Annotated in this window: 21 protein-coding genes and 4 pseudogenes; 16 read left to right on the plus strand and 9 right to left on the minus strand. The window is 51.2% G+C overall.

The window, feature by feature from the left end; translation table 11 throughout:
* Window positions 1–42: 42 nt before the first annotated feature.
* A complete protein-coding gene (gene dauA, locus C1192_RS06110; protein WP_052462992.1) occupies window positions 43–1,695 on the plus strand; it encodes a C4-dicarboxylic acid transporter DauA in 1,653 nt (550 codons plus the stop codon).
* 59 nt (window positions 1,696–1,754) lie between these two features.
* Here dauA and ychH read toward each other — a convergent pair whose 3' ends face one another.
* Window positions 1,755–2,033: a stress-induced protein YchH gene (gene ychH, locus C1192_RS06115; protein WP_000823885.1), complete on the minus strand. Its 279-nt coding sequence runs from the start codon at window positions 2,031–2,033 to the stop codon at window positions 1,755–1,757.
* 277 nt (window positions 2,034–2,310) lie between these two features.
* Here ychH and pth point away from each other — a divergent pair, with 277 nt between their 5' ends.
* The 3 genes from pth to C1192_RS06130 all read left to right on the plus strand — a co-directional run bounded on the left by pth (window position 2,311) and on the right by C1192_RS06130 (window position 4,475).
* Entirely contained in the window at window positions 2,311–2,895 is a 585-nt protein-coding gene (gene pth, locus C1192_RS06120; RefSeq protein ID WP_000152932.1) for an aminoacyl-tRNA hydrolase, read from the plus strand.
* 116 nt (window positions 2,896–3,011) lie between these two features.
* The gene (gene ychF / locus C1192_RS06125; RefSeq protein WP_038354500.1) at window positions 3,012–4,103 is read left to right on the plus strand and encodes a redox-regulated ATPase YchF; all 1,092 of its coding nucleotides are present in this window, start codon (window positions 3,012–3,014) and stop codon (window positions 4,101–4,103) included.
* A gap of 189 nt (window positions 4,104–4,292) precedes the next feature.
* Window positions 4,293–4,475: a hypothetical protein gene (locus C1192_RS06130; protein ID WP_001516532.1), complete on the plus strand. Its 183-nt coding sequence runs from the start codon at window positions 4,293–4,295 to the stop codon at window positions 4,473–4,475.
* A 37-nt stretch (window positions 4,476–4,512) separates the two neighbouring features.
* Here C1192_RS06130 and dhaR read toward each other — a convergent pair whose 3' ends face one another.
* Window positions 4,513–6,432, minus strand: coding sequence for a dihydroxyacetone kinase operon transcriptional regulator DhaR (dhaR, locus tag C1192_RS06135; RefSeq protein ID WP_038354501.1), 1,920 nt, complete (start codon window positions 6,430–6,432; stop codon window positions 4,513–4,515).
* A gap of 226 nt (window positions 6,433–6,658) precedes the next feature.
* Between dhaR and dhaK the strand changes: the two genes are divergently transcribed.
* The 10 genes and pseudogenes from dhaK (at window position 6,659) to C1192_RS06185 (ending at window position 18,398) form a co-directional block, all read left to right on the plus strand.
* Window positions 6,659–7,729, plus strand: coding sequence for a dihydroxyacetone kinase subunit DhaK (dhaK, locus tag C1192_RS06140; protein WP_038354502.1), 1,071 nt, complete (start codon window positions 6,659–6,661; stop codon window positions 7,727–7,729).
* Between the two features lie 10 nt (window positions 7,730–7,739).
* Window positions 7,740–8,372: a dihydroxyacetone kinase subunit DhaL gene (gene dhaL / locus C1192_RS06145; protein WP_001516534.1), complete on the plus strand. Its 633-nt coding sequence runs from the start codon at window positions 7,740–7,742 to the stop codon at window positions 8,370–8,372.
* 10 nt (window positions 8,373–8,382) lie between these two features.
* Complete coding sequence (dhaM, locus tag C1192_RS06150) at window positions 8,383–9,801, plus strand: dihydroxyacetone kinase phosphoryl donor subunit DhaM (RefSeq protein ID WP_038354503.1); 1,419 nt, start codon at window positions 8,383–8,385, stop codon at window positions 9,799–9,801.
* Window positions 9,802–9,934: 133 nt separating this feature from the next.
* Window positions 9,935–11,632: an alpha,alpha-trehalase gene (locus C1192_RS06155; RefSeq protein WP_000804567.1), complete on the plus strand. Its 1,698-nt coding sequence runs from the start codon at window positions 9,935–9,937 to the stop codon at window positions 11,630–11,632.
* Between the two features lie 337 nt (window positions 11,633–11,969).
* Window positions 11,970–12,988 (plus strand): annotated as a pseudogene (locus tag C1192_RS06160) (iron ABC transporter substrate-binding protein).
* Window positions 12,988–13,974, plus strand: coding sequence for a FecCD family ABC transporter permease (locus tag C1192_RS06165; protein WP_038354504.1), 987 nt, complete (start codon window positions 12,988–12,990; stop codon window positions 13,972–13,974). Before C1192_RS06160 ends, C1192_RS06165 begins: the two are co-directional and overlap by 1 nt.
* Complete coding sequence (locus C1192_RS06170; RefSeq protein WP_000173307.1) at window positions 13,971–14,729, plus strand: ABC transporter ATP-binding protein; 759 nt, start codon at window positions 13,971–13,973, stop codon at window positions 14,727–14,729. The genes C1192_RS06165 and C1192_RS06170 overlap by 4 nt, the downstream gene beginning before the upstream one ends.
* Window positions 14,730–14,738: 9 nt before the next feature.
* A complete protein-coding gene (locus C1192_RS06175; protein ID WP_038354505.1) occupies window positions 14,739–15,551 on the plus strand; it encodes a class I SAM-dependent methyltransferase in 813 nt (270 codons plus the stop codon).
* On the plus strand, window positions 15,548–16,402 hold the full coding sequence (modD, locus tag C1192_RS06180; RefSeq protein ID WP_016262064.1) for a ModD protein: 855 nt from the start codon (window positions 15,548–15,550) through the stop codon (window positions 16,400–16,402). Before C1192_RS06175 ends, modD begins: the two co-directional genes overlap by 4 nt.
* 25 nt (window positions 16,403–16,427) lie before the next feature.
* A complete protein-coding gene (locus C1192_RS06185; RefSeq protein ID WP_038354506.1) occupies window positions 16,428–18,398 on the plus strand; it encodes a TonB-dependent receptor plug domain-containing protein in 1,971 nt (656 codons plus the stop codon).
* Window positions 18,399–18,447: 49 nt separating this feature from the next.
* On the opposite strand, the gene C1192_RS06190 is transcribed toward C1192_RS06185, so the two are convergent.
* Complete coding sequence (locus C1192_RS06190) at window positions 18,448–18,621, minus strand: GlsB/YeaQ/YmgE family stress response membrane protein (RefSeq protein WP_101958031.1); 174 nt, start codon at window positions 18,619–18,621, stop codon at window positions 18,448–18,450.
* A 199-nt stretch (window positions 18,622–18,820) separates the two neighbouring features.
* On the opposite strand from C1192_RS06190, the pseudogene C1192_RS06195 reads away from it, so the two are divergent.
* A pseudogene (locus C1192_RS06195) lies at window positions 18,821–19,021 on the plus strand (flagellar regulator YcgR PilZN domain-containing protein); the annotation flags it as partial.
* A gap of 29 nt (window positions 19,022–19,050) precedes the next feature.
* Here the strand turns inward: C1192_RS06195 and C1192_RS06200 are convergent.
* The 4 genes and pseudogenes from C1192_RS06200 to C1192_RS06215 form a co-directional block, all read right to left on the minus strand.
* Window positions 19,051–20,622: an IS66-like element ISCro1 family transposase gene (locus tag C1192_RS06200; RefSeq protein ID WP_103194767.1), complete on the minus strand. Its 1,572-nt coding sequence runs from the start codon at window positions 20,620–20,622 to the stop codon at window positions 19,051–19,053.
* 19 nt (window positions 20,623–20,641) lie between these two features.
* On the minus strand, window positions 20,642–20,989 hold the full coding sequence (gene tnpB / locus C1192_RS06205; protein WP_069906977.1) for an IS66 family insertion sequence element accessory protein TnpB: 348 nt from the start codon (window positions 20,987–20,989) through the stop codon (window positions 20,642–20,644).
* A pseudogene (tnpA, locus tag C1192_RS06210) lies at window positions 20,989–21,366 on the minus strand (IS66-like element accessory protein TnpA); the annotation flags it as partial. The gene tnpB and the pseudogene tnpA, both read right to left, overlap by 1 nt.
* A gap of 13 nt (window positions 21,367–21,379) precedes the next feature.
* The gene (locus C1192_RS06215) at window positions 21,380–22,708 is read right to left on the minus strand and encodes an IS4-like element IS4 family transposase (RefSeq protein WP_103194760.1); all 1,329 of its coding nucleotides are present in this window, start codon (window positions 22,706–22,708) and stop codon (window positions 21,380–21,382) included.
* Between the two features lie 319 nt (window positions 22,709–23,027).
* Here C1192_RS06215 and C1192_RS06220 point away from each other — a divergent pair, with 319 nt between their 5' ends.
* Window positions 23,028–23,522, plus strand: a complete 495-nt coding sequence (locus tag C1192_RS06220) for a DUF2441 domain-containing protein (protein WP_218621707.1) — start codon at window positions 23,028–23,030, stop codon at window positions 23,520–23,522.
* Here the strand turns inward: C1192_RS06220 and C1192_RS06225 are convergent.
* Together C1192_RS06225 and C1192_RS06235 are read right to left on the minus strand one after the other, a co-directional pair.
* The gene (locus C1192_RS06225; RefSeq protein WP_038354852.1) at window positions 23,512–23,712 is read right to left on the minus strand and encodes a hypothetical protein; all 201 of its coding nucleotides are present in this window, start codon (window positions 23,710–23,712) and stop codon (window positions 23,512–23,514) included. The two genes, C1192_RS06220 and C1192_RS06225, sit on opposite strands and share 11 nt — an antisense overlap.
* A 136-nt stretch (window positions 23,713–23,848) precedes the next feature.
* A pseudogene (locus C1192_RS06235) lies at window positions 23,849–24,429 on the minus strand (ORF6N domain-containing protein).
* Window positions 24,430–24,618: the final 189 nt, after the last annotated feature.

The following is a 24,618-nucleotide window of genomic DNA, read 5'->3' on the forward strand; positions in this document are numbered from 1 at the left end:
GGATGAAACATTATTGTGAACAAAATATTCTCCTCACATGTGATGCCTTTCCGCGCTCTGATCGACGCTTGCTGGAAAGAAAAATACACTGCCGCACGGTTTTCCCGTGACCTGATTGCCGGGATTACCGTCGGGATTATTGCTATTCCGCTGGCGATGGCGTTAGCAATTGGCAGTGGCGTAGCTCCACAGTACGGTTTATACACCGCTGCTGTTGCAGGGATTGTCATTGCTCTGACGGGTGGGTCGCGCTTTAGCGTCTCCGGTCCGACTGCGGCATTTGTGGTAATTCTCTATCCTGTTTCGCAACAGTTTGGACTGGCAGGCCTGCTGGTTGCGACATTGTTGTCTGGGATCTTTTTGATCCTGATGGGGCTGGCACGCTTTGGCCGCCTGATTGAGTATATTCCGGTTTCCGTTACCTTAGGCTTCACCTCGGGTATCGGGATCACCATCGGTACGATGCAGATTAAAGATTTTCTCGGTCTGCAAATGGCTCATGTCCCGGAACATTATCTGCAAAAAGTTGGCGCATTATTTATGGCGCTGCCGACGATTAACGTGGGTGATGCCGCAATTGGTATTGTTACGCTTGGGATCCTGATTTTCTGGCCGCGCCTGGGCATCCGTTTACCTGGTCACCTTCCAGCATTGCTGGCCGGTTGTGCGGTGATGGGAATTGTTAACCTGCTCGGCGGGCATGTTGCTACCATCGGCTCGCAATTCCACTACGTTCTGGCCGATGGCTCCCAGGGTAACGGTATCCCGCAACTGCTGCCGCAGTTGGTGCTACCGTGGGATCTGCCCAATTCAGAATTCACGCTAAGCTGGGACTCCATTCGCACTCTTCTGCCTGCAGCATTCTCAATGGCAATGCTCGGGGCGATTGAATCTCTGCTCTGCGCTGTGGTACTGGATGGTATGACCGGGACGAAACACAAAGCGAATAGTGAGCTGGTCGGCCAGGGGCTGGGGAATATCATTGCCCCATTCTTTGGCGGTATTACCGCTACAGCCGCGATCGCGCGTTCTGCCGCTAACGTCCGTGCCGGGGCGACTTCCCCCATCTCGGCGGTAATTCACTCTATTCTGGTTATTCTTGCCCTGCTGGTACTGGCACCGCTGCTTTCCTGGCTGCCGCTTTCCGCCATGGCTGCCCTGCTGCTGATGGTGGCGTGGAACATGAGTGAAGCGCATAAAGTAGTCGATTTGCTGCGTCATGCGCCGAAGGATGACATCATCGTCATGCTGCTGTGCATGTCACTGACCGTGCTGTTTGATATGGTTATTGCCATCAGCGTAGGGATCGTGCTTGCATCGCTGCTATTTATGCGCCGTATCGCCCGTATGACTCGCCTGGCTCCGGTAGCAGTAGACGTGCCTGACGATGTACTGGTTCTGCGTGTTATCGGCCCGCTGTTTTTCGCTGCGGCTGAAGATCTGTTCACTGAACTGGAATCACGTCTGGAAGGAAAACGAATTGTTATTCTGAAGTGGGATGCCGTTCCGGTGCTTGATGCCGGTGGTCTTGATGCGTTCCAGCGTTTTGTGAAGCGACTGCCTGAAGGGTGTGAACTGCGCGTGTGTAACGTGGAATTTCAGCCTCTACGCACAATGGCTCGATCCGGTATTCAACCGATTCCGGGACGCCTGGCGTTCTTCCCGAATCGCAGCGCAGCGATGGCTGATCTGTAAGAAAGGCATTAAATTGACCAGTCAGCGCAAACTGACTGGTCAGTAAACTGCATTATACATTAGCTATGACGACGATTATCGCTACGGCGGCAACGTTTGTCATAGTGGCGAACCCACCAGTAACGGTCGCACACCTGTTCATGCCCACCAACACGGGCACCCGCCAGCCAGAGAATGGCACCGACGAAAATACTCAGCACTGCACCATGTGCGAAATACTGGGGCATATTAAACTGTGGTAACTGGTTGAGGATTGAATACCCCACGCCAACCACCATCACCACCAGACCCAACCCCATGAGCACATTACCGAGTAACGAAGCGTTTTTGCGTTTCATATGTCACCTCCGGAACTTTCTGGGTTGTAACAGGGAATACCCCTCATCCTTATGTGTAAAGTATAGACAACACCCTGTGGCTTATGTGCGGGTGTGATCACAATTACCCCCTTTATTTCAACAAAACTTTACAAATAACCATCTGAACACCCTGACTTTCTAATAGTCTGTAGAGGCAATTATTGTGTTGTCAGCATATAAGGCGCTGTTTTTTGTCAAGCGGGGCCGCAACCAGTAAACTACGCGCCAGTTATGTACTCACTCAGGACAAAAAAACGTGACGATTAAATTGATTGTCGGCCTGGCGAACCCCGGCGCTGAATATGCAGCAACGCGACATAATGCTGGTGCCTGGTTCGTTGACTTACTGGCGGAGCGTTTACGCGCCCCTCTACGGGAAGAAGCTAAATTCTTCGGTTATACCTCACGAGTGACTCTCGGAGGAGAAGATGTCCGCCTGTTAGTCCCGACTACATTTATGAATCTCAGCGGCAAAGCAGTCGCAGCGATGGCCAGTTTTTTCCGCATTAACCCGGATGAAATTCTGGTCGCCCACGACGAACTGGATCTGCCTCCTGGCGTCGCCAAATTTAAATTGGGCGGTGGCCACGGTGGTCACAATGGACTGAAAGACATCATCAGTAAATTAGGTAATAACCCTAACTTTCACCGTTTACGCATCGGAATTGGTCATCCGGGCGATAAAAACAAAGTTGTCGGCTTTGTGTTAGGCAAACCACCTGTTAGTGAACAGAAATTAATTGATGACGCCATCGACGAAGCGGCACGTTGTACTGAAATGTGGTTTACAGATGGCCTGACCAAAGCAACGAACCGATTGCACGCCTTTAAAGCGCAATAAGTCGTTGTCTGCGGCATTTTTGCCGAGTGCCGTGTATAATAGGCAAAGTTATTTCCATTTCTACAATCTGTTTACGATAACAGGTTGATTATTAAGATATTAAGGTGATTTAAATCATGGGATTCAAATGCGGTATCGTCGGTTTGCCCAACGTCGGGAAATCTACCCTGTTCAACGCGCTGACCAAAGCCGGTATTGAAGCGGCCAACTTTCCATTCTGCACCATCGAGCCGAACACCGGCGTCGTACCAATGCCCGATCCACGCCTGGATCAACTGGCTGAAATCGTAAAACCGCAGCGCACGCTTCCCACCACCATGGAATTTGTCGATATCGCCGGTCTGGTAAAAGGCGCGTCGAAAGGTGAAGGTCTGGGTAACCAGTTCCTGACCAACATCCGTGAAACCGAAGCGATCGGCCACGTTGTTCGTTGCTTTGAAAATGACAATATCATCCACGTTTCCGGCAAAGTTAACCCGGCGGACGATATTGAAGTTATCAATACCGAACTGGCACTGGCGGATCTCGACACCTGTGAACGTGCAATTCATCGCGTACAGAAGAAGGCCAAAGGTGGCGATAAAGACGCGAAAGCCGAACTGGCGGTTCTGGAAAAATGTCTGCCACAGCTAGAAAACGCAGGTATGCTGCGCGCGCTGAATTTAAGCGCAGAAGAGAAAGCGGCTATTCGTTACCTGAGCTTCCTGACTCTGAAACCGACGATGTACATCGCCAACGTCAACGAAGACGGTTTTGAAAACAACCCGTATCTTGACCAGGTGCGTGAGATTGCGGCGAAAGAAGGCTCTATCGTGGTTCCGGTTTGTGCTGCTGTTGAAGCAGACATTGCCGAACTGGACGACGAAGAACGTGACGAGTTTATGCAGGAACTGGGACTGGAAGAGCCGGGTCTGAACCGTGTGATCCGTGCTGGTTATAAACTACTGAATCTGCAAACTTACTTCACCGCTGGGGTGAAAGAAGTGCGCGCATGGACCATTCCGGTTGGTGCAACGGCTCCGCAGGCTGCTGGCAAAATCCACACCGATTTTGAAAAAGGCTTTATCCGTGCACAAACCATCTCGTTTGAAGATTTCATCACTTACAAAGGTGAACAAGGCGCGAAAGAAGCGGGCAAAATGCGTGCAGAAGGTAAAGATTACATCGTTAAAGATGGCGATGTGATGAACTTCCTGTTCAACGTCTAATTCCGCGTAATACCCGAGCGGTTAATAATGAGCCATTATGTGAGTTGCACATAATGGCTTTTTTTTACCTGCTACGCTGCTGCTTCCAATTCTGAGTTACCGAAATTCATAATCAGACTCCTGGCAATATTAACAATATGGCTTTTATGTGATAACAATCACAGTGCATTAACCGTTCAAGAGTTTGTCATGAAAAAAACATTTACCTTCAGCCTGTTAGCAATTGTCTTCGCCAGCCTGTTAAGTGCTTGTGTTCCTCACCATCATCACCGCCACAGCGATGGCCCTCGTGGCCCTGCGGCCTCCGGTAAGCCAATGCCCCCCTCAAATGGTGGGCCAAATCATGGCAGCCCTGGTCATGGTCGCTATTAATTAGCAAGTCATAGACGGGAGAGTACATACTCTCCCACTATCCACGGCGTTTGAACTGACTCGCATCAATGCCATGTTGCTTCATTTTTCGCCACAGCGTAGTGCGACCAATCCCCAGTAATGCAGACATTTCCTGAATACGTCCGCCCGTAACCTGAGCTGCATTAATAATTGCCTCTTTTTCGACTTCCGCAAATGACAGACTGGTTGAAAGACGTGTGGCGCTGACATCATCTGTCGCCTGTTCGGTAAACAGATGTTCAGGCAAATCACTGATGCGAATTCGCCCGTTATCGCTGCTCAGGGCAAGGTTCTCGATGACGCTGTACAGTTCAAAATCATTGCCGGGCCATGCACAAGAAACCAGGCGGGCAAGCGCATCGTCATCAATTTTCAGGCGGGTTGAGAAACGTTTTTCGAGATTGCGCAGCTTGTTATTCACCAACGCCGGAATACTGCCGCGCCGCATACGCAGCGGCGGGATAGTAATTTCAAACGCATGCAGCGCGTAATAAAGTTGCCGGCTAAAGCGATTTTGTTCCACCAGCATTGCCAGATCCGCGGTCGTTGTAGCAATGACTTTGGCATCAATCGGTATTAAACGCCGCGCATCCAGCCGCGTGATACCCCCCTGCTTGATAACCTGTAATAAAGCAGACTGTAACTCCACTGCCAGATATTCAATTTTTTCAAGAAACAACGTGCCGCCGTGCGCCAGTTCCAGCCGACTCAGGCGACCATTTTCGTTCTCCGGGCGATCGCTGCCAATAAGCTTGTCCGCCAGCGTCGCATCACCGTATAACTCGCAATTGACGGCGATATAAGGCCCTGCTGCCCGCTCGCTTTCATTATGAATTGCCTGACTTAACAGGGCTTTACCAACGCCCTCTTCCCCACAAAGTAGAACAGGAAAACTGCTGCGCGCCGCCTGACGGCCAAAATGAATCAAGCGGCGGGTTTGCGGATCGTCCTGCGGCATATGGGCAAATGTATGACTAACTTTGCCTAATTGACTGGTCATCAATTGCCGCATCTGTTCCACCGGATGCAGCAACAGAATAAAGCTGGTTCCCTGCGTTTCTATTATCGGTTTAAGGGTAATGACCGCATCAATAAACTGATGCTGGCTTTCAAAGGTCGCTTCCACATGTTTGAGCGGATGCGCCTGTTTTATTGCCTGTTGCAAAACGGCGGGTAACGTTAACAGTTCAGTGATCGCCTTGCCCTGACTTGCCGTCGCGTCCAGACGCAAAACACGCGCCGCCTGAGCATTGATAAATTGCAAATTACCCTGCTCGTCCCAGCTAATCACCCCATCGTCCATACTTTCTAACAGGGCGTTAAGCTGATTTAAATGCCGATTAGTTTCAGCAAGCAAACTGTCCGTCAGCAGTAAATTCCCCACCTCGCGAGCAATTGCCAGCGTCAACGGCAAATCGGCTGCCGTCGATTGTTCAGCCGGACACGCCAGGGCTATCGTCCCCGTCAATCGCCCTTTGCTGTCAAACAGTGGCGTTGCACAAAATGCCCAATCCCAAAGCATCTGCTTAAAATGTTGATCGGCCTTCGTTTTCACAGCCTGACCGGAGATAGCCGCTAACGATAATGCACAAGTGCCAATGATCCCTTCAGCACAATATGTACCGTCGCTGAATCCCAGCAGACTGAGCTGGCGCAACGTCTGCGGATCACCATAACGGCTAAGAATGCAGGCCGTTTCATCAAGGATAAACAGGGCGTACTCTCGGGGTGCCATATATTCCCAGGCATCTTCCAGCGCCGCTTGCCCGAGCGTCAGCATCGCCTTTTTACGCCGACAAATAGAAGCAAATGTTACGCCCTGTGCCTGGTGCGGTTTGCTCCATAACTCCCGTTTCATCAGCTTACAGCATCGCTCCCAGGAGGCTGCAATTAAGGGAGAAAGCCCCCGGCTATCGTTGTTAAAACCGCCATTCATATTCCGCTCACTTATGACAAAAGGTGTTCCGGCTCGCAATTTTTAGTATTAAGACACATACAAGTTTCAATATGAAACATTCATTAAAGCATATGTTCCATTATGAAACGCAATTTGGGTTAATTTTCTTTTCCCTTGCCTGATGCACAATGGATTCATCGGCAGTCAGTGGTCGCCGTATCGTTGAACATCATCCATGCCCTACCGTAAATGCTGGAGCAAAATAATGAAAAAATTGATCAATGATGTGCAAGACGTACTGAACGAACAACTGGCAGGGCTGGCGAAAGCCCATCCTTCGCTGACGCTGCATCAGGACCCACTGTATGTCACCCGAGCTGATGCACCCGTTGCAGGAAAAGTCGCTCTACTGTCGGGCGGCGGCAGCGGACACGAGCCGATGCACTGCGGTTATATCGGCCAGGGAATGCTCTCGGGGGCATGTCCTGGCGAAATATTCACCTCTCCGACGCCAGACAAAATCTTTGAATGCGCCATGCAAATTGATGGCGGCGAAGGTGTGCTGCTGATTATCAAAAATTACACCGGCGATATTCTTAACTTCGAAACAGCAACAGAATTACTGCACGACAGCGGCGTAAAAGTCACCACAGTGGTTGTCGATGACGACGTTGCGGTGAAAGACAGTCTTTACACCGCCGGGCGGCGCGGCGTTGCCAACACGGTATTAATTGAAAAACTGGTGGGTGCGGCGGCGGAACGTGGCGACTCACTGGACGCCTGTGCAGAACTGGGGCGTAAGTTGAATAATCAGGGTCACTCAATTGGTATCGCCCTCGGTGCCTGTACCGTTCCTGCCGCAGGCAAACCGTCTTTTACGTTGGCGGATAATGAGATGGAGTTTGGCGTTGGCATTCATGGTGAACCAGGTATTGACCGTCGCCCCTTCTCTTCCCTTAATCAAACCGTCGATGAAATGTTCGATACCCTGCTGGAAAATGGCGCATATCATCGCTCGCTGCGCTTCTGGGATTATCAACAAGGAAACTGGCTGGAACAGACGCAAACCAAACAGCCGCTACAGTCTGGCGATCGGGTGATTGCACTGGTCAACAATCTTGGTGCCACACCGCTTTCTGAGCTATACGGCGTCTATAACCGCCTGACCACGCGTTGTCAGCAAGCGGGTTTGACTATCGAGCGTAATTTAATTGGCGCGTACTGCACCTCACTGGATATGTCCGGCTTTTCTATCACCTTACTGAAAGTTGATGACGAAATGTTGGCACTATGGGACGCCCCGGTCCATACCCCGGCACTCAACTGGGGTAAATAAGGAGATGATGATGTCACTGAGCAGAACACAGATTGTTAACTGGCTCACTCGCTGTGGAGAAATTTTCAGCAAAGAGAGCGATTATCTCACCAGCCTTGACCGTGAAATTGGTGACGCTGACCACGGGCTGAATATGAATCGTGGCTTTAGCAAAGTGGTGGAGAAACTACCCGCCATCGAGGACAAGGATATTGGTTTCATCCTCAAAAATACCGGTATGACGTTGCTTTCCAGCGTCGGCGGTGCCAGTGGTCCGCTGTTCGGTACGTTTTTTATTCGCGCCGCACAGGTAACTCAGGCACGACAAAGCCTGACGCTGGAAGAGCTTTATCAGATGTTCCGCGATGGTGCGGATGGCGTAATCAGCCGGGGAAAAGCCGAGCCCGGCGATAAGACCATGTGCGATGTCTGGGTGCCGGTGGTTGAGTCGTTACGTCAGTCCTGCGAGCAAAATCTCTCTGTTCCGGCGGCGCTCGACGCTGCCAGCAGCGTCGCTGAATCCGCTGCACAAAGCACGATTACGATGCAAGCCCGCAAAGGCCGTGCCAGTTACCTCGGTGAACGCAGTATCGGTCACCAGGATCCTGGCGCGACCTCCGTGATGTTTATGATGAAAATGCTGGCTTTAGCCGCGAAAGAGTAAGGAATTGGTGATGGTAAACCTGGTCATAGTTTCACATAGCGCCCGACTGGGAGAAGGTGTTGGTGAATTAGCCCGTCAGATGCTGATGAGCGATAGTTGTAAAATCGCCGTTGCCGCGGGGATTGATGATCCACAAAATCCCATCGGCACCGATGCCGTCAAAGTGATGGAAGCCATCGAATCCGTTGCCGATGCCGACCATGTGCTGGTCATGATGGATATGGGGAGCGCGTTATTGAGTGCAGAAACCGCACTGGAATTGCTTGCGCCAGAGATCGCCGCAAAAGTACGGTTGTGCGCCGCACCGTTGGTTGAAGGGACGCTGGCTGCGACGGTCAGCGCGGCGTCAGGTGCGGATATCAACCAGGTTATCCATGACGCAATGCATGCGCTGGAAGCCAAACGCGAACAACTGGGTTTACCGTCATCCGACAGTGAAATCTCTGACATATGCCCTCCGCACGATGAAGAAGCTCGTTCTATGGCGGTGGTGATTAAAAACCGTAACGGCCTCCACGTGCGCCCGGCCTCCCGACTGGTCTATACCTTATCGGTATTTAATGCGGACATGCTGCTGGAGAAAAACGGTAAATGCGTCACGCCGGAAAGTATTAACCAGATTGCGCTGTTACAAGTCCGCTATAACGATACTCTGCGCCTGATTGTGAAAGGGCCTGAAGCTGAAGAGGCGCTGGCCGCTTTCCGCCAGTTGGCTGAAGATAACTTTGGTGAAACGGAAGAGATAGCGCCACCGACTCTGCGCCCAGTCCCTCCTGTCACGGGTAAAGCCTTCTATTATCAACCGGTTTTATGCACAGTGCAGGCGAAATCAACTCTGACAGCGGAACAAGAACAGGAACGATTACGCCAGGCGATTGACTTCACATTGTTAGATTTGATGGCCTTATCGGCAAAGGCAGAGGCAAACGGGCTCGACGATATCGCCGCGATCTTTTCCGGCCACCATACTCTGTTAGACGATCCTGAACTACTGGCGGCGGCAAGCGAACTCCTTCAGCATGAACACTGCACAGCAGAATATGCCTGGCAGCAGGTTCTTAAAGAACTTAGCCAGCAATATCAGCAGCTTGATGATGAATATTTGCAAGCTCGCTATATTGATGTAGACGATCTTCTGCATCGTACCCTGCTCCACCTGACACAGACGAAAGAAGAACTGCCGCAATTTAGCGCGCCGACTATTTTACTGGCGGAGAATATTTACCCTTCCACCATGTTGCAACTGGACCCGACTGTCGTTAAAGGCATCTGTCTTAGCGCCGGAAGCCCGGTATCCCACAGCGCCTTAATTGCCCGTGAACTGGGCATTGGCTGGGTTTGTCAGCAGGGCGAGAAACTGTATGCGCTACAACCTGAAGAGACATTAACCCTGGATGTAAAAGCACAACGCTTCAGGCATCAGAGTTAAATTAGATTCTCCGTCAGATTTGTCTGTCAGTTCGCAGAATAAGATTTCAATCATGTCCTTACGGCGATCCTGAACTAAGGTTTTCTGATACTTGAATACCGTTTTGTTCGGTATCGCCAAAGGAGAATGATTGATGAAACCACGTGTCCCTCGTCATCCACAAAGAATGGCGTTAATTCCCACCACACTTTTTTTGTGTTTTGCCGCGCTATCGGCACAGGCGGAAGAAATTGCCGTCACACCACAATCGCCTGATATTTTGTTGGGACCGTTGTTTGACGATGTACAAAACGCCAAACTTTTTCCGGATCAAAAAACCTTTGCCGACGCCGTGCCAAACAGCGATCCGCTGATGATCCTCGCTGATTACCGGATGCAACAGAACCAGAGCGGGTTTGATTTGCGTCACTTCGTGAAAGTCAATTTCTCCCTGCCAAAAGAAGGCGAGAAACACATCCCACCAAAGGGACAGTCGCTACGTGAACATATTGATGGGCTTTGGCCGGTATTAACCCGCACAACCGAAAGCACCGAAAAATGGGACTCTCTGCTGCCGTTGCCGAAACCCTATGTCGTGCCGGGGGGGCGTTTCCGGGAAGTATATTACTGGGACAGCTACTTCACTATGCTGGGGCTTGCTGAAAGCGGTCACTGGGATAAAGTTGCGGATATGGTGGCGAATTTTGGCTATGAAATAGACACTTACGGACATATTCCAAACGGTAATCGCAGCTATTATTTGAGCCGTTCACAACCACCCTTCTTTGCCCTGATGGTGGAGTTACTGGCACAACATGAAGGCGATGCAGCGTTGAAACAGTATCTGCCGCAACTGCAAAAAGAATATGCTTACTGGATGGACGGCGTTGAAAACCTGCAAGCCGGGCAACAGGAAAAACGCGTTGTAAAGCTCAAGGATGGCACTATCCTTAACCGCTACTGGGACGACCGCGATACACCGCGTCCGGAATCGTGGGTGGAAGATATCGCCACAGCCAAAAGCAATCCCGGTCGCCCCGCTACGGAAATCTATCGCGACCTGCGTTCCGCCGCCGCATCTGGCTGGGATTTCAGCTCGCGCTGGATGGATAATCCACAGCAGTTAAATACCTTGCGCACCACCAGCATTGTGCCGGTCGATCTTAATAGTCTGATGTATAAAATGGAAAAAATTCTCGCCAGCGCCAGTAAAGCCGCCGGGGATAACGCGATGGCCAGTCAATATGAAACATTAGCCAATGCCCGTCAGCAAGGGATCGAAAAATACCTGTGGAACGACCAGCAAGGCTGGTATGCCGATTACGATCTGAAGAGCCATAAAGTACGCAATCAGTTAACTGCCGCCGCCCTGTTCCCGCTGTATGTCAACGCTGCGGCGAAAGATCGTGCCAGCAAAATGGCAACGGCGACCAGAACGCATCTGCTGCAACCTGGCGGACTGAACACCACCTCGGTGAGAAGTGGACAGCAATGGGATGCGCCAAATGGCTGGGCACCGTTGCAATGGGTTGCTACCGAAGGATTGCAAAACTACGGGCAAAATGAGGTGGCGATGGATATTAGCTGGAATTTCCTGACCAATGTTCAACACACTTATGACCGGGAGAAAAAGCTGGTCGAAAAATATGATGTCAGCACCACCGGAACAGGTGGCGGCGGTGGCGAATATCCGTTGCAGGATGGCTTTGGCTGGACCAACGGCGTGACGCTGAAAATGCTGGATTTGATCTGCCCGAAAGCGCAACCGTGTGACAACGTTCCGGCAAGTCGCCCACTCAGTAAATCAACAACACCGCCGGTTAAACAAAAAGAGGCGGAACCTACGCCTTAAATTTACTGTATATCGGGCAATGTCATTCCGCACATTAAATTGGCATTGCCCATTTTTTCCATGAAATATCAAAAATCGCTCATTATACGTTCTATACCTTAGCCGCCTTATATCAGAGCAAGCGTTAAATCTTGCATTATCAATTTATTAATCATTACGATTCTATTTATATTTTTGTCTGTCTCCCATTCTCCCTGATAATTTTTCTTGTTAAACAAAATGCTGTTTAGCAAATAAGCAGACCAATCTGTTTCTTTAAATAAATCTTGATATCAAACATGATCTTTATCGATATATATGTAAATATATAGCGGTTTTGATTGTCAGGATATTACTCATGCCACTAACCAGACGGATGTTTACGCAGGCTCTTGCATCCACCCTGCTCCTGTATCATTTGCCGTCCTTTGCACAACCCGTTAAATTCTGGGCCTCACCGATGCTCCCCGACGCAAAAAAGATTACGCGCATAGTCAGCGCTGGTGCGCCTGCGGATCTGCTTTTGCTGGCTGTCGCTCCGGAAAAACTGGTCGGTTTTTCTTCCTTTGACTTTGCCCGCGAAGCGGCTATTCCATTACCCCCGGCGATTCGCCATTTACCTAAACTTGGGCGGCTTGCCGGGCGCGCCAGTTCGCTCTCGATGGAAGGGCTGATGGCATTGCAGCCCGATCTGGTCGTTGATTGCGGCAATACAGATGACACCTGGATCTCCCAGGCCCGGCAGGTTAGCGAGCAGACACAAATCCCCTGGTTATTGCTTAACGGGAAACTGGAACAATCCGCAGAACAGTTAACAACGCTGGGCAAAACGTTAGGCGAAGAAAACCGCGCCGCAGAACAAGCCAGTCTCGCCAACCGTTTCGTTCGTGAAGCTCAGGCGTTCGCCGCCTCGCCCGCTGCCAACATTCGCTTTTATGCCGCGCGTGGTGCCCGGGGGCTGGAAACAGGTTTACAAGGTTCGTTGCATACTGAGGCGGCAGAATTATTAGGTCTGCACAATGTTGCACAAATTGCCGATCGTCATGGGCTGGCGCAAGTATCCATGGAAAACCTGCTGCGCTGGCAGCCGGATATTATTCTGGTTCAGGATCCCGTCACTGCTGACTTTATCCGTAACGACACGCTCTGGCAGGGGGTAAAAGCTGTCGCGGAACGACGCATCTTATTTTTAACTGGCTTGCCCTTTGGCTGGATGCCCCACCAGGAATCAATCGCCTTTTGGGGTTACGCCGATTGCATGCCTGGCTCGATCCCGTAGTCAACAGCCAGTTTAAAAATGATATGCAGCGTTACGCCCAACTGTTCTGGCATAGCACATTAAGTGACGCCGACTATCAAAAAATGGTGGCGAGCTAATGAGAACAGTGGACGGGTTTATTTTGCTTTTGCTGCTGGCAGCCATCAGCATCACTTTTGCTGCCGTAAGTGGGGCTTATCACCTCGATATGCAGCAGTTGCTGGCGCTCATTCTTCGTCAAGAAGATGTCCCAGTGCAGGAACACATTGTCTTCTGGCAAATCCGCGTACCGCGCATTCTTGCTGCGCTGTTACTGGGCGCTGCGCTGGCGGGGGCGGGAACCACCTATCAGGGTATGTTCCGTAATCCCTTAGTTTCACCAGATATTCTGGGTGTCTCCGCGGGTGCCGGACTCGGAGCCTGCGCGGCAATCCTGTGGGGATTATCGATTGTTTACATCCAACTGTACGCGTTTTGCGGCGGACTGTTGGTCGTCGCGGGTGTCTGGTTGATTACACGCCGGGTTACCCGCCACGATCCGGTCTTAACTCTGGTACTGGTCGGTATTGCGCTGGGTACGCTATGCGGAGCCGGAATTTCGCTAATAAAAACTCTGGCCGATCCCTACACCCAGTTACCTTCAATAACCTTCTGGTTGCTGGGAGGGCTGTCCACCGTAACCTTGCGTGATCTTTACTACGCTGCGCCGATCATTCTAATTGGCTCCCTGCCCCTGTTTTTCCTCCGCTGGCGCATGAATTTACTCACACTTTCCGACGATGAAGCCAGCTCGCTGGGGCTGAATGTTGCGCGCCTGAGGTTAGGGTTGATTATCTGCGCCACGCTAATCACCGCCAGCACAGTGGCAATAGCAGGAATTATTGGTTGGATCGGCCTCGTCGTCCCACATATTGCCCGCTTGTTGACTGGTCACAACCATCAGCAACTATTGCCTGTGGCGATGTCTACAGGTGCCATTCTGCTTCTGCTCACCGACACACTGGCGCGAAGCATTGGGACAACAGAAATCCCGCTCGGCATTCTGACCGCTTTTGTTGGTGCACCATTTTTTCTGCTGTTGTTGTTACGCGGAGGTCGCCAGTGACTTTGCTTGCCGTCCGTCATGCTTCTCTGGGTTACTCCCGCCATCCAGTGCTACACGACGTTTCCTTCAACCTGTCTCAGGGATCAATTTGTTGCCTGCTGGGAGCCAATGGCTGCGGTAAAACTACGCTGATGCGCACCATTCTTGGCGTGATTCCATTGTCAGGTGGCGAGATTTTGCTGGATGGCGTACCTGTTCAGAAACTTAGCCATCACCAGCGCGCGCAAGCTATTGCCTGGGTGCCGCAAGCGCACGACGGTGTTTTTGCTTTCAGTGTACTGGACATGGTGTTAATGGGACTGACTCCAATAATGGGGACGTTTTCCGTCCCCGGTAAGCAAGAACGCCTGAAAGCCACAGAGCAACTGGAAAAGCTGGGTATTTCGCATCTGGCGACAAGGCGCTGGAATACCCTTAGCGGCGGTGAACGCCAGATGGCATTAATCGCCCGCGCCCTGCTTCAGCAACCACGCTTGTTGTTACTGGATGAACCTGCCTCCAGCCTCGATTTTGGTCATCAGATCCAACTGCTGGACACCCTGGCGCAGCTAAAAAATAACGGAATGACGATGCTGATGTCGACCCATCATCCGCTACATGCTAACGCCATTGCCGACAGCGTTATCCGGGTTGAGCCAGATGGACGCGTAACACAAGGCTTACCGGCTGAACAACTGACAATGGACAAACTGGCAGCCCTGTATCGGGTTTCCGCCGCTCAGATTCATCATCACCTCTCTGCCATTAAACGCTAAGGAACAATCATGCTCATTGATGATATTGATTTTGCAGACCTTTATCTTCAGCAATTAAAGCTGGCTCACCGAACAGAAAAAACGCCAGATCACTGGGATCAACGGGCGGAAAAAATGGCCGAGAATTGCGCCTCGCCAACGGACAGCTATCTGCAACAACTGATCGCTAAAATTGACCTGCAGGGCGCAAATTCCTTATTCGATATGGGCTGTGGACCGGGCACTGTGTCACTGGCACTGGCTGATAAAGTCACTACCGTTTATGGCGTTGATTACAGTCAGGGGATGCTGAACGTTGCCGCCCGTCGCGCCGCCGCGATGAAGGCCGACAATGTCCACTGGATCCAACGCGCCTGGGAAGAGCACTGGAGTGACCTGCCACGCTGCGATATTGCCGTGGCTTCCCGATCCACGCTGGTGGCTGACATGCGCCAGGCGATGACCAAACTGAATAATCAGGCACGGTTACGCGTCTATACCACCCATCTTGTCAGTACCTCGTTCGTCTCCCCTGCCATCCAGCGGGCGGCAGGTCGGGAAGTGATCGAATTACCCAACTATATCTTTGCACTTAACGTGCTGTATCAGATGGGAATTTATGCTCACGTTGATTTTATCCGTGGGCAAAATTGCCAACAGGATAACAGTACCTGGGAACGTTTTGAGCAGAACGTCAGTTGGAGTCTCGGCACGCTTAACGACGATGAACGCGAACGGTTATATCGCTGGTATCAACAACAGGATGCTCGCGCCCTCGCCCCTGCCAGCCGCGACTGGGCACTCATCTGGTGGGACAGCGTGCCACAGGAGGCACTGCGATGATTTTCATTTCTCAGGCACAAATCGATGCGTTACTTCTGGAGGATATCCAGGGCGGTGACCTGACCACACGCGCATTAGGCATCGGTGAACAGCCTGGTGTTATTGATTTTTTTCACCGCAAGGGCGGCTGCGTCAGTGGCGTGGCGGTGGCTTGCAAGATGTTAACCACGCTGGGATTAACCATCGATGATGCTGTCAGCGACGGTTCACTAGCGAACCCGGGTCAGCGTCTAATCCGGGCACATGGCAATGCCGCTGCACTTCATCAGGGGTGGAAAGCAGTCCAGAACGTGCTGGAGTGGAGTTGCGGCGTGTCTGATTATCTCGCTCAAATGTTGATGCTGCTTCGCGAACGTTATTCCGATGGCAATATTGCCTGCACCCGAAAAGCGATCCCCGGCACCCGTTTACTGGCAGCGCAGGCAATTCTGGCCGCAGGGGGATTGATTCACCGTGCCGGATGTGCGGAGACCATATTATTGTTTGCCAACCACCGTCATTTTCTTGCCGACAAGCAGGACTGGTCGGGCGCAATCGCTCAGTTACGTCGCCACGCACCGGAGAAGAAAATCGTTGTTGAAGCCGATACGCCTGAAGAGGCAATTGCCGCGTTACGCGCGCAACCAGACGTACTTCAGCTCGACAAATTTAGTCCGCAGCAGGCAACGGAAATTGCGCAAAAAGCACCGTCACTGGCTCCTCACTGCACGCTGGCTCTGACGGGTGGAATTAATCTGACAACTCTCAAAAATTACCTCGATTGTGGCATCCGACTGTTTATTACCTCCGCGCCTTATTACGCGGCACCGGCTGATATCAAAGTCAGTCTGAAACCCAAAGCCTCTTTTTAATTCTTTATTAAACGGAATTTATTTTATGAGATTCAAAAAACATTATCTCTGCACAGCATTATCAATTGCACTTGCCCAGCAGGCCGTAGCAGCTCAAGAGAGCGATACACTGACTGTATGGTCCAGCCCTGTATCATCGACGACGACCACCATTCTCGATCAACCCAACATAAAGGCGTTGGATAAACAAAATGTTGCTCAGGCATTAAGTGTCGTTCCCGGCGTGGTGCTGCAAAAATCAGGCAGCCGCAACGAAGAACAGGTCAAAGTTCGTGGTTTTGATAGCCGTCAGGTGCCGGTCTATTTCGACGGCGTCCCCATTTATGTTCCCTATGATGGTAACCTCGATCTGGCGCGGATTTTAACCAACAATATGGGCGCGGTCGAAGTTTCCAAAGGGTATTCCTCACTGCTACAGGGACCTAATCAGATGGGGGGGTCCATAAACATCACCACTCAGAAACCGACCAAACCGCTGGAAGCTAGTCTGGGATATCGTCAGGGATGGAGCCGTAGTCAGGACAACGCCTACGATATGCACGCTTCATTTGCCGCCAGCAGCGATCTGGGATACTTGCAAGTCAGCGGCAGCCAGCTAAAACAGGATTTTCTCGGCCTGCCACACGGTGTTAATAATGATATTGCAGGCAAGCACGGCAAGATGATTAACTCATCTGCCGATGACAAACGCGGCATTGTGAAGCTCGGTTTTACACCGCGTGAAAACGATGAATACACGCTGACTTACATTAAGCAGGATGGCGAAAAAGACAACCCGCCATACAGCGGAAACAGTGGCCAAAAGTCACGCTACTGGCAGTGGCCGGAGTATGACAAAGAAAGTTTTTACTATCAGGGAACCACACAGCTAAACGACCGTTTTACCCTGAAAAGCCGGCTGTATCGCGACACCTTTGAAAATACTCTCATGATGTACAACTCGCTGGCCGATCTGAAAAGTAAAAACGGTAGCTATAGTCACTATTCCGATTACAGCGATGGTGCCGGATTACAACTGGCGGCCGATGTACGTGAAAACGATCTGCTGTCGTTTGCCGTTAACTGGAAGGATGACGTACACCGGGAAAAAGGTGCACCTCACGCCGCTTACGATCGCTATGAAGATCGTACCTGGTCGCTCGCCAGTGAATATCAATGGGCTGCTGCTGATAATTTGGATGTTGTGGCCGGGATCAGCTATGACTGGCGTGATAGCGTAGAAGCGAAAAAACACGAAAAAGATGGCAGCATCACCCATTATGACGACAACAATCAGTCAGCTTTTAACTGGCAGGTGATGGGGAAATACCACTTTGCCAATGAAGACACGCTGACGCTTTCATACTATGACCGCACGCGCTTCCCGACACTGAAAGAACGCTATACCACGTCCAAACCGGCGTATAACCAGATAGCCATTGTTAATCCACAACTTAAGCCAGAACGCGCTCGCGGAGTGGATTTAACCTGGAATGGCGCTTTCACCCGCGCCTGGGGATTTGAAGTCAGCGTTTACTATAACCGGGTAAGTGACGCCATCCTTTCACACAATATCGATGCCGATACCATTCAAAACCAGAACAGCGGCACGGTAGATTACAGTGGCCTGGATGCCGGTATTAAGGGGAAAATCAGCAATGTACTGGATGTAGGATTGAGCTACGCTCTGATTCATGCCGATGCCAAACGCAAAGATATCGGCAAGATAACCGATCTGCCGACACAGACAATGACTGCATGGATGACACTCAAACCGTGGGAGCCGTTAAGCGTAACGCTGTCGGAAGAGGCGCGTTCCTCCAGTTACAGCAACAGCGACGGTTCACAAAAAGCCGCCGGTTTTGCGGTGACCCACATTCGTGCCGATTACGCCTTAGGTCATGGCTTCAGCGTCAATGCGTCCGTCAATAACCTGTTTGATACGAAATATGCCTACAGCGAAGGGTTTATTGAAGAAGGGCGTAATTTCTGGGCAGGTGTGGAATATACGTTCTGATTTGAAAGCGGATAGCGGCGTCAGCACCGCTATCCGCCTTATGAAAATCTTATTCTCTTCGCAGAAGGCGAAATACCCCCAGAACCAGGATAGCGCCGACAACCGCACCGACTATCCCGAGAATACAGGTCAGGAAAAATCCACCACCATCACGCCCTGGCATGATCAGCTTGGCGATAATGCCGGCTATCAGGCCAAAAATAATCCAGGCAATAATTCCCATGTTCAGGCCCTCGTTTCGATGAATCGGACGCAGAAAATGTTTACGTCAACGCTCTAAGTATAGGCAAGGGCTGGATCGATGCTGGCGTCTGTCGGTTGATTTAAGATCAACGTGTAAAAAATATTCACGCATTTGTATTAAGTTTTGTTAATCACTACCGATAAACCAAAGACAGTTTGTCGGTCAGGAGTTTTTCCGCGTGAGTCATTACCATGAGCAGTTCCTGAAACAAAATCCGTTAGCAGTCCTGGGCGTTTTACGCGATTTGCACAAAGCCGCTGTTCCCTTGCGTATCAGTTGGTCAGGCGGTCAGTTGATCAGCAAAATACTGGCAATAAGCCCTGATAAACTGGTGCTGGATCACGGCAGTCAACCAGAAGACAATAATACAGCGCTTAAGTAAGCGGCTCGTCAGAACCGTATTGATATTTACTGAGAGCTCAGATCAACTTTCCAGGGCAACAGATCGCGTACCCGGTTTGCCGGCCAGTCCTGGATATGTTCAATGACGTAACGCAGCCACTTTTCTGGCTCCACATTGTTCAGACGGCATGTGCCGATCAGCGAGTACAACACCGCCGCATGTTCACCACCGCTGTCGGAACCCGCGAACATCCAGTTTTTCCGGCCTACGGCCACTCCCCGTAAGGCGTTCTCTGCGATGTTGTTGTCGATTTCCACCCAGCCATTACTGCAGTACACGTTCAGTGCATCCCACTGTTTCAGCAGGTATGCGAACGCTTTTGCCGTATCTGAGTGACGCGACAGTGTTTTCATCTGTTGCTGTATCCAGTCATACAGTGACTGCATCAGTGGCGCGGCTCTGGCTTTTCTTGCCGCCAGACGCTGTTCTGCTGAACAGCCCCGGACCTCTGCCTCGATAGCATACAGTTCACCGATACGCTGCAGGGCTTCCGTGGTGATGTCGGTGGGCGCTCTTGCATGCACATCGTGGATTTTTCTCCGGGCATGAGCCATACACGCGGCTTCCGTTATTCTGCCGGATTCGTATAACACCCGGTAACCACCGTAAGCATCGGCCTGAAGCACACCGCTGTAACCGGCCAGGTGATTTTGTGGATGGATACCTTTCCGGTCCGGACTGTACGCGAACCAGACCGCCGGGGGCATCTGTGAACCGGCGTTGCGGTCATCACGGACGTAGACCCACAGCCGGGCTGTCCGGGTTTTACCGCTGCCCGGCTCCTGGACCGGGACGGGGATATCATCGGCATGGACTTTACCGGGCATCAGCACATACTGGCGCAGGACGTCATACAGCGGCTCCAGCAGTTCAGCAACGGCACCGGTCCAGCGCCCCAGTGTGGCACGGCTCAGCTCCACTCCCTGACGACGGTATATTTCTGACTGGCGGTATAACGGCAGATGGTCTGCATATTTCCCGGTGACAACATGGGCCAGAAGCCCCGCTCCGGCATAACTGCGTGCAATGGGTTTTGAAGGTACTGGTGCCTGCACGATATGGTCGCACCGGCAACAGGCCAGTTTCGGACGTTGTGTTTCGATAACCTTAAAGGCGCTGCTGATAAGCTCCAGTTGCTCTGACACATCACATCCCAGAGAACTGAGTTCACCACCACAGGCAGGACAGCATTCCTCTTCCGGCCGGATAACCCGGGTTTCACGGGGAAGTGAGGCCGGTAACGGTTTACGGGCTGAAGACTGGCGCAGGGCGGATGGCAGTACCGGGTCATATTGCTCACCCAGCGTTTCCGCCATTTCTTCCTGAAGTGCGCTGATTCGCTCCTGAGCTTCCTGTATCTGCCGTTCGGTTTTTGCACGAAGTTTTTCTGAGCTTTTACCGAACTGCATACGTTGCAGTTTCGCAACCAGCGCCTTCAGCCGGTTGATTTCGGAAGCATAAGCCGCCACCCGCTGTGAGAGCAGGCGGTTGTATTCAGCCATCTGGCGGATGGTGTCCTGTTGCGTCTGCAACAGTGCCCGCAGGCGGGCGTTCTCATGAGCAAGTGAGGTGTCCATATCCTCACTTTACAACGGGTTATATGCGGATTCCAGCGCGTTCCGTTCGTTTCGGGTGCTTCCAGTTGATACCTTCAGGAAGCATGGATAACTGAGCCGGAGTAAGGTGCACCTTGCCGTCACGGGTGACTGGCCAGACGAAGCGGCCCCGCTCCAGGCGTTTGGTGAAGAGGCACAGTCCGTCACTGTCAGCCCACAACACTTTTATCTGGTCACCCCGGCGTCCGCGGAAGATAAACAGGTGTCCGGAGAACGGGTCATCCTTCAGGACGTTCTGAACTTTTGATGCCAGGCCGTTAAAGCCATTCCGCATGTCGGTGATACCGGCAACCAGCCAGATACGCGAACCGGCAGGGAGAGATATCATCAGTGGCTGCTCCCTTTTATTTCGCGGATAAGTGTCTGTAATAACGCCGGCGTCAGTTTACCTTTAAGCCTGAGAGTTCCGGCCGGCAGAACCAGCTCACAACACAGACTGTCGGACGGTGTATTTATCTGCTCTGGTTCCTGTGCGGGGGCCGGGATTTTATTATCCGGCTCCGGCGTTAACGTCACGGGAAGCAGTGCCGGCATATTTTTTCCGGAAGGCAGCAGGCCACCTTTCCGGTATTGATGGCGCCAGTTGAAGAGCAGGTTATCGTTGATTCCGTTTTCCCGGGCGATCTGCGCCACACAGGCTCCGGGCTGCAGTGACTGCTCCACTAAGGCGATTTTAAACTCATAAGGGAAGTTGGGCCGCCGGGGTAATGCCAGTCAGTTAAGCAACTGACTGGCTCTTTTTCGGGGCTGTGGGGTATTTCCAGGGCCTCTCCTTTACCACTCTCGGGAAGGCTCTTTCCCTTCTTGTCGGTAATTTCACAAGTTGTCCCATACTTGCAAGATCGCGCATCAGCTCCGGTATACGTCCCGGTGAAGCGCCCTGCAATGTCATCAGCATTCTCATCACCATTCCGCATGATTCTGAGAAACTCAGTTGATTCGGCCAGTAACCTTTCAGATGTTCTGCCATTTTAATCATCTGATATCTCACCAGATTATAAGCCAGTAAGACACCCCACAGCTCTTGCTCCACAAGCTCCGGCTTTTTACTTCTCAGCGTCAGCCTGCTCAGTTGCATCGTCTGTTTTATCTCCCTGTATCCCAGTTCGATTTCCCAGCGATGACTGTACAGATCCGCCATTTCTCCTCCGGGGAAGCGCATGGCGTCCGTCATCGACGTCAGCAGATGGCAGACTTTTCCTTTGCGCGTCACGGTCAGCAGGCGGGCTGTCACCTCATTTCCCAGCCCCGGCCACTTTTTTCGTGCCTGCGGGCTGGTTTTCAGCTTCACCAGATGATCGCCTTTACCCAGTTTTCTGATCTCTTCATATTGCGCTCCCTTTCTGAGAGGGATCATCCAGTGGCGGTGTTCTCCCGCCTGGCTCCAGGCATTTAACAGTCCCAGTGAGTAATAACCTTTATCCATTAACGTCAGGGTGTTATCGCCGGTTTGTTCTATAAGTTGCTCAGCAAGCTCATTTTCGCTGTTCTTCATCGTGCCGAAGGCTGCAGCCGTCAGCAGATGGCTGGTCAGTTCCATCTGGCAGACCATTTTGACCTGCGGGTAGAGCGCCGGGTTCCCGGCATGTGTCTGGCGGGGGAAGGCTGCATCGTTCTCTGGTGTATCCGGTGTGCGCCAGAACACACCATCGATGGCCAGCAGGGTCAGGCCGCACCAGTGCGGATGCGGCGTGGTGTTATGCCAGAGCTGCGCTGTTTTCGTGAACACGCGGCGGACAGCCTCACTTCCCAGACGCTGGCGGGCCTGAATAACGGCACTGGGGGCAACGAAGGGGCGATTGCCCGGCAGCATGATGTCCAGGCGATTCACAATCTGGTGAAGAGGTTCTTTACGCTCAAGCGCCATGCCAACAATACACCAGACCATCATTTCGAGGGGAAGACGGCGCTTGCGTAGCGTTACAGTACCTGATTCGGCAAGGCAACGAGAGATGAGTTCGGGGTCGAGGTAATCCCCCAGAGAAGTCAGTGGGTTACGCAGAGAATCGTAACGGGATACCAAATCAAGGGCCTGTCCAATGAGCATAAAAAAATCCGGAAACGAGTGAGCGTTTCCGGATTCTTACACAGCCACTGGATCGGTCAACTGATCCTTAACTGATCGGCATTACGGCAAATGCCGAGGTCTGTTAATCGTGGCTATTATGAATATCACTGCACTATTTCATCCAGTCAGGATACCAGATGCGGAAGCTGCTCTACCGCTTTTACAGCATTGTATTCACTACTCTTATATATCCTGATATCGTTAAATCAACAGAAATAACCAATATCAGCAGGAAAGCATTAATATGGCGAACCATCTTTTTTTCACACTTGACAGGCTACGTACACTGACGTCAGGCATGAAAATTGAGTTGACTGAACCGCACTGCCCAATCGTTCCACTTCAGGCTCATACGAGCTCATTGTTTTCCGACGGCGTATCCAGGCATGCAAATAATCTTTTTTTCAACTACCACATAAACCTCGTCAGCTCAGACGAACGATTTGGAGCAATAATAGAAATACTGCTGGAAGAACGAAGAAAATCACATTTCCCTGAAAAACCATCGCGTTTCCAATCAATTTTTGCATGTGAGTCTGTAAAAGAAGCAGCCTGGTTCAGAGGTTTTTCAAAGTTTCCACTTGATACCCCAATATTTCAAGTCAACTCATCGTCGAACTATCATAGAGGCGATATGAATTTGTTAAATCTGAACTGCTCCCCAGTAGAAATATCTCAGAGGCTGGATCTTTACTGGAAGGGAGAAACAACTCAGATTTACGCAGGGTATCAACCATTCTGGGAGGTACTCATTCCATTGCCAGTTATTATTGGAGAAAGAATTATCGAATAATGGCTCTGACACCAGAATCATTTCCATAGCCGAACTGACGCTGACAGATTTTTAATTCGATTATGGCTTTCTCCATTGCTAGTAGCGCGTCTTCAGTGCGGTAGCAATCAACCTCAAGAACAAACGTTTTGAGGTTGTTGCTATCATTCCCAGCGAAAAGCGCATAGCTGGGTTGACCAGTCTGATTCATTCCCCCCTCCTCAAACAACAAAACCCGCTCAATGGCGGGTTCTGGTAAAGTTCATGCGCTTGGTTCGCCTCGCTATACAGCTTTGCGAAGCGTACCGGAATTGAAGCAGTTTATGGCTAAAATTGCAAGAACTTTTTTAAAGCTGCATCAGCCTTTCCACCAGTTTATCTCTGCGAACAACAAACCAACCATTGGCTCTCGCCAGTTCCAGCCATGACTCAAGGGAAATAACAATATCATCATCCCGCAACTGAATTGTGGAAACAGTGACACCGCCTCGCTGATAACAGAGAACTCGCGTGTCGTAACTTTTCTGGCATGAAACTGGCGCTGACGGATCCTTTTGTCTGAAATAGCAGTCTTCCAGTCTTTCGAACACATCCCACGCCGATCGGTTTCGAGCATTTTGGCATGACGGGCTGCTCCGCGTTCTGTCCAGAGTATGAGGGAGCGGGCTTTCGGGGAAATTTGTAACCCTCTTAAAGATGGTTGCAAATTTTGTGAGTTACTTAAAGTAACCCGCAAATTTTTCAACTCATCACCAACAACCTTGAAAAAGTGTTTACCCTCAACAAAACGCTCGGAATTACGGGTGTAATTTACTTTGATGTTGTTGATCTCGGTACAGTAAAGCTGTGCCAGTAACTCGGTAGTGATAACGGGAATTTGGTTGTGTGTAATTGGGGAAAGAGTTTCGACAGAAATCTGAGTGGCCATAACGATAACTCCGTACATTTGGACATTATCGCCACCGTCAGGTGCTAATCATCGTGGTGGCGAACTGTGCGGGGTTAGCACTACCGGGTACGGAAACCGGCGAGCCTTTCGGCTCCCCCACACAGCCCGCCATAAATCGCGAATGTGACTGTGCAAACGATATGAAAAAAGACGCGGGCGCGTCTCATA

Origin of the sequence: Escherichia marmotae (genome assembly GCF_002900365.1) — a bacterium.
Taxonomy (GTDB): domain Bacteria; phylum Pseudomonadota; class Gammaproteobacteria; order Enterobacterales; family Enterobacteriaceae; genus Escherichia; species Escherichia marmotae.

Bases quoted from the DNA above. Each gene is read 5' to 3' on its own strand.
- dauA (WP_052462992.1), top strand. From the start codon at position 43: ATGCCTTTCCGCGCTCTGATCGACGCTTGCTGGAAAGAAAAATACACT.
- ychH (WP_000823885.1), bottom strand. From the start codon at position 2,033: ATGAAACGCAAAAACGCTTCGTTACTCGGTAATGTGCTCATGGGGTTG.
- ychF (WP_038354500.1), top strand. From the start codon at position 3,012: ATGGGATTCAAATGCGGTATCGTCGGTTTGCCCAACGTCGGGAAATCT.
- C1192_RS06130 (WP_001516532.1), top strand. From the start codon at position 4,293: ATGAAAAAAACATTTACCTTCAGCCTGTTAGCAATTGTCTTCGCCAGC.
- dhaR (WP_038354501.1), bottom strand. From the start codon at position 6,432: ATGAATGGCGGTTTTAACAACGATAGCCGGGGGCTTTCTCCCTTAATT.
- dhaK (WP_038354502.1), top strand. From the start codon at position 6,659: ATGAAAAAATTGATCAATGATGTGCAAGACGTACTGAACGAACAACTG.
- dhaL (WP_001516534.1), top strand. From the start codon at position 7,740: ATGTCACTGAGCAGAACACAGATTGTTAACTGGCTCACTCGCTGTGGA.
- dhaM (WP_038354503.1), top strand. From the start codon at position 8,383: ATGGTAAACCTGGTCATAGTTTCACATAGCGCCCGACTGGGAGAAGGT.
- C1192_RS06155 (WP_000804567.1), top strand. From the start codon at position 9,935: ATGAAACCACGTGTCCCTCGTCATCCACAAAGAATGGCGTTAATTCCC.
- C1192_RS06165 (WP_038354504.1), top strand. From the start codon at position 12,988: ATGAGAACAGTGGACGGGTTTATTTTGCTTTTGCTGCTGGCAGCCATC.
- C1192_RS06175 (WP_038354505.1), top strand. From the start codon at position 14,739: ATGCTCATTGATGATATTGATTTTGCAGACCTTTATCTTCAGCAATTA.
- modD (WP_016262064.1), top strand. From the start codon at position 15,548: ATGATTTTCATTTCTCAGGCACAAATCGATGCGTTACTTCTGGAGGAT.
- C1192_RS06185 (WP_038354506.1), top strand. From the start codon at position 16,428: ATGAGATTCAAAAAACATTATCTCTGCACAGCATTATCAATTGCACTT.
- C1192_RS06190 (WP_101958031.1), bottom strand. From the start codon at position 18,621: ATGGGAATTATTGCCTGGATTATTTTTGGCCTGATAGCCGGCATTATC.
- C1192_RS06200 (WP_103194767.1), bottom strand. From the start codon at position 20,622: ATGGACACCTCACTTGCTCATGAGAACGCCCGCCTGCGGGCACTGTTG.
- tnpB (WP_069906977.1), bottom strand. From the start codon at position 20,989: ATGATATCTCTCCCTGCCGGTTCGCGTATCTGGCTGGTTGCCGGTATC.
- C1192_RS06215 (WP_103194760.1), bottom strand. From the start codon at position 22,708: ATGCTCATTGGACAGGCCCTTGATTTGGTATCCCGTTACGATTCTCTG.
- C1192_RS06220 (WP_218621707.1), top strand. From the start codon at position 23,028: ATGAAAATTGAGTTGACTGAACCGCACTGCCCAATCGTTCCACTTCAG.
- C1192_RS06225 (WP_038354852.1), bottom strand. From the start codon at position 23,712: ATGAATCAGACTGGTCAACCCAGCTATGCGCTTTTCGCTGGGAATGAT.